Source organism: Streptomyces malaysiensis subsp. samsunensis, from assembly GCF_024519315.1.
Taxonomy (GTDB): domain Bacteria; phylum Actinomycetota; class Actinomycetes; order Streptomycetales; family Streptomycetaceae; genus Streptomyces; species Streptomyces malaysiensis.
Genome location: NZ_JANIIC010000170.1, coordinates 1 through 3553 on the forward strand (window position 1 = coordinate 1; position 3553 = coordinate 3553).

General features: G+C 73.0%; 2 protein-coding genes. Both read left to right on the plus strand.

The features are described 5' to 3' along the window. Positions 1 to 376 precede the first annotated feature (376 nt). Positions 377 to 1507 carry a PP2C family protein-serine/threonine phosphatase gene (locus NQU54_RS48180; protein ID WP_257636591.1) on the plus strand — a complete coding sequence of 377 codons (1131 nt, stop codon included), beginning with the start codon at positions 377 to 379 and terminating at the stop codon, positions 1505 to 1507. Between the two features lie 405 nt (positions 1508 to 1912). Beyond that, a complete protein-coding gene (locus NQU54_RS48185; protein WP_257636592.1) occupies positions 1913 to 3493 on the plus strand; it encodes an IS1182 family transposase in 1581 nt (526 codons plus the stop codon). Positions 3494 to 3553 lie beyond the last annotated feature (60 nt).

Here is a 3553-nt window from a genome sequence, read left to right on the forward strand (position 1 = left end):
GGGGGGGGGCCGGGGCCGGGGGGGGGGGGGGGGGGGGGTTGGGCCCCCCCCGCCGTAGCACCCCAAGCCCCGCCCCCGGTCAACGGCAAACAGCCGACATGCGTCCGCGTCGCGGTGGCGTGTTCGGGTGGTCGGCCGGGGTGCGGTCACACGATCAGGTGAGATCCGGAGGCGGGCGGTCCAATTGGCAGGGGCTGTCGCGAGAATCGTGCCGGTCGTACGGCCCGCGCGGGATCGACCGTCCAGGAGCCCGGCCGACCGCCTCATTGGCCGGCGTTGGGGGCGATACATGATCGGGACATCGGCAGTCGGCGGCGCGTTCGTACGGAGGGCACGGAGTCTGCGGTCGGCCACTCGTGTGGTCCCCTGCCTGTGGATGCTCGGCGTCATCGGCTGGGAGCTGCTGGCCCCGCATCACACCGAGCTCGTCCCCCTCATCGCCGCGGCACCCGCCATCGCCTGTGCGAGCAGCGGCCGTCGCCGGTGCATTCTGCTGCTCGGCGGTGCCAGCCTGCTGTTCGCCCTCGCCCCTCCGACCGAGCTGGAGCCCGACGGCGATCCGAAGGAGCCGTACGCCCCGCTGGCCAGCTGCTGCGCCATCGTCGGTGTGGCCGTCGGCGGCTATCTCATGGCGGGCCGTAAGGTGCGGCTGGTCCGTGAGCTGGAGCAGCTCCGGGCGGTGGCCGCCGCGGCGCAGGACGTGGTGCTGCGGCCGCTCCCGGCCCGGCTGGAGGGCATCGAGCTGGCGGGCGGGCATCTGTCGGCCAGCCGGGGCGCGGCCGTCGGCGGCGATCTCTACGAGGCGCTGGCCACCCCGTACGGCGTCCGCGTCATCATGGGCGATGTGCGTGGGCACGGCCTCGCCGCGATCGGCACCGTGGCCGCCGTCCTCGGCTGCTTCCGCGAGGCCGCCCATGAGGAGCCCCGGCTCGCCGGTGTGCTGCGCCGGCTCGACCGCGCCTTGGAGCGCCATCTGCGGGCCCGCGCGAGCGAGGAGTGCCCGCTGGAGCGCCGTGTGGACGAGGAGTTCGTGACCGTTCTGCTGCTGGAGGTGGGCCCGGACGGCGAGGTCACCGCGCTCAACTGCGGCCACCCCTGGCCGTACCGCCTCTACGAACAGCCGGTGGGCCCGGCCATGGCCCGGCAGGCCGCGCCCGGCGAGGTGCTGCCGCCGCTCGGCCTCTTCCCGCTCCCCGCCGAGCTCCCGATCGCCCGCTGGAACTCCCTCGGCGCCGGCGACACCCTGGTGCTGCACACCGACGGCGCCGAGGACGCGCGTGACGCCCACGGCACGTTCTTCCCGCTGCGCCGCGCCCTGTCCGAGGCCGCGGGCCCCGGACCGCTCGTTCCGGCGGCGGTCGTGGCGGGGGTACGCGCGGCGCTGCTGCGCCACACCGGCGGCCGGCTCTCCGACGATGTCGCGCTGCTCGCGCTGCGCTACGACCGCTGCCCACTCTCCGCCCCCAAGGCCCTCACCCGCGCGGCCGCTGACGCTCACCGGGCCTAGGCACCGGTGGGTGGATCGTCGCGGGCTGCTTGTCCGGTGTCGGGGTGTCCTCGCCCGTGTCCCTGGCCGGGGATGCTCGCGCTTGCGTGGCCGCTGATGCTCATCGGGGCTAGCACCGGTGGGTGGATCGTCGCGGGCCACCCGTCCGGTGCCGGGGCGTCGTTGCCCGCGTCCCCGGCCGGGGATGCCCGCGTCCGCCCGGCCGCCGATGCTCACCGGGGCTAGGCACCGGTGGGTGGATCGTCGCGGGCCACCCGACCGGTGCCGGGTGTCCTTGCCCGCGCTCCCGGCCCGGGATGCCCGCGCCTGCCCGGCCGTCGATGCTCATCGGGCCTAGAAGGCTCGTGAAGATCTTGGGTTCTGGCCCTGCCGTGTCAGCGGCAGGGCCAGACTTGTCTTGTGGCGATGGGTGAGTGGGTCGGCGAGATGGTCGGGCCGGATGTGTGGGAGACCTGCCGGGACCTGATTCCGGCCGGGAGTGTGTTCGCGTTCCTGGCCGAGCATCGTGGCGAGCTGTTCCCGGCTGAGATGTTCGTGGACATGTATCCGTCGGCGAATGGACGGCCGAGCATGCCGCCGCAGATCCTGGCCGCCGCGATCGCGCTACAGGCCCTGCACGGGCTGTCGGACTTCGAGACAGTCCAGGAATTGCGGTGCGACCTGCGGTGGAAGGCCGCATGCGGCCTGGGCCTCAACGACATGGCGTTCGATCCATCGCTGCTGGCCTACTTCCGCCGCCGGCTGGCCCGTTCCACCCGCCCGAACCGCATCTTCGAGACCGTACGCGAGGTCGTGAAGGCCACCGGTGTCCTCAAGGGCAAGCACCGCCGGGCGCTGGACTCCACTGTGCTGGACGACGCGGTCGCCACCCAGGACACCGTCACCCAGATCATCGCTGCCGTCCGCGCGGTGATCCGCGAAGTCCCCGGCGCCGACACGGCCGCCGCTGCCCAGTGCACCGCCCACGACTACACCGACCCGGGCAAACCGAAGATCGCCTGGAACGACGAGCAGGCCCGCGCCGAGCTGGTCGACGCACTCGTCACGGATGCGCTGCGGCTGCTGGGCCACCTGCCCGGACAGCAACTCGGCGAGAAGGCCGCCAACGCGGTGGGCATCCTGGCCCTGGTCGCCGGTCAGGACGTCGAGCCCGCCGAGGACTCCGACGGCCGCGACGGACGCTGGCGCATCACCCGGGGCACCGCCCCCGGCCGGATGGTCTCCACCATCGATCCGGAAGCCCGGCACATCCACAAGACCCGCAGCCACCAGCAGGACGGTTTCAAGGCCCACCTGGCCATCGAGCCCGAGACCGGTTTATACACCGCCGTCGCCCTGCGGCCCGGCTCCGGGCCCGAGCACCATGAGGCTGCCGTGGGTCTTGAGCTGCTCGCCGACGAGGACACCCCGGTGGACGCCTTCGGTGACACCGCCTACTCCACCGGCGACGCCCGCCAGGCCCTGGACCGGGCCGGGCACCGGCTGTTCCTCAAACCCGCCCCGCTGCGGCCCGCCGTCCCCGGCGGCTTCACCCTCGACGACTTCGCCATCGACACCACCACCGCCATCGTGACCTGCCCGGCCGGACACGCCGTGGGCCTGTCCGGCCCCGGCGGGCAGCACCATCAACGCAAAGCCTCCTTCGGGAACTTATGCACCGGATGCCCCCTGCGCGAGCAGTGCACCAAGGCCAAGGCCGGACGCATCCTGACCATCCGCCCGCACCACGACCTCCAAGCGGCCGCCCGCCACCAGGCCGCCACCGATCCTGACTGGCAGGCCGACTACCGCCGCTGGAGACCACCGGTCGAACGCGCCGTCGCATGGCTCGTCCACCACGGCAACCGTCGACTCCGCTACCGCGGCACCCTCAAGAACGACACCTGGCTCCACACCCGAGCCGCCGCCCTCAACCTCCGCCGACTGATCAACCTCGGACTCACCCGCATCGACGGCGCCTGGCACCTCGCCCCAGCCACCACATAACGAAGAGGGGCCATCCGGCCTCCGGCCGGACAGCCCCTCACCAAGATCTTCATCGGCCTT

Coding starts and splice junctions, on each gene's coding strand:
- NQU54_RS48180 (WP_257636591.1), top strand. CDS start 377: ATGCTCGGCGTCATCGGCTGGGAGCTGCTGGCCCCGCATCACACCGAG.
- NQU54_RS48185 (WP_257636592.1), top strand. CDS start 1,913: ATGGGTGAGTGGGTCGGCGAGATGGTCGGGCCGGATGTGTGGGAGACC.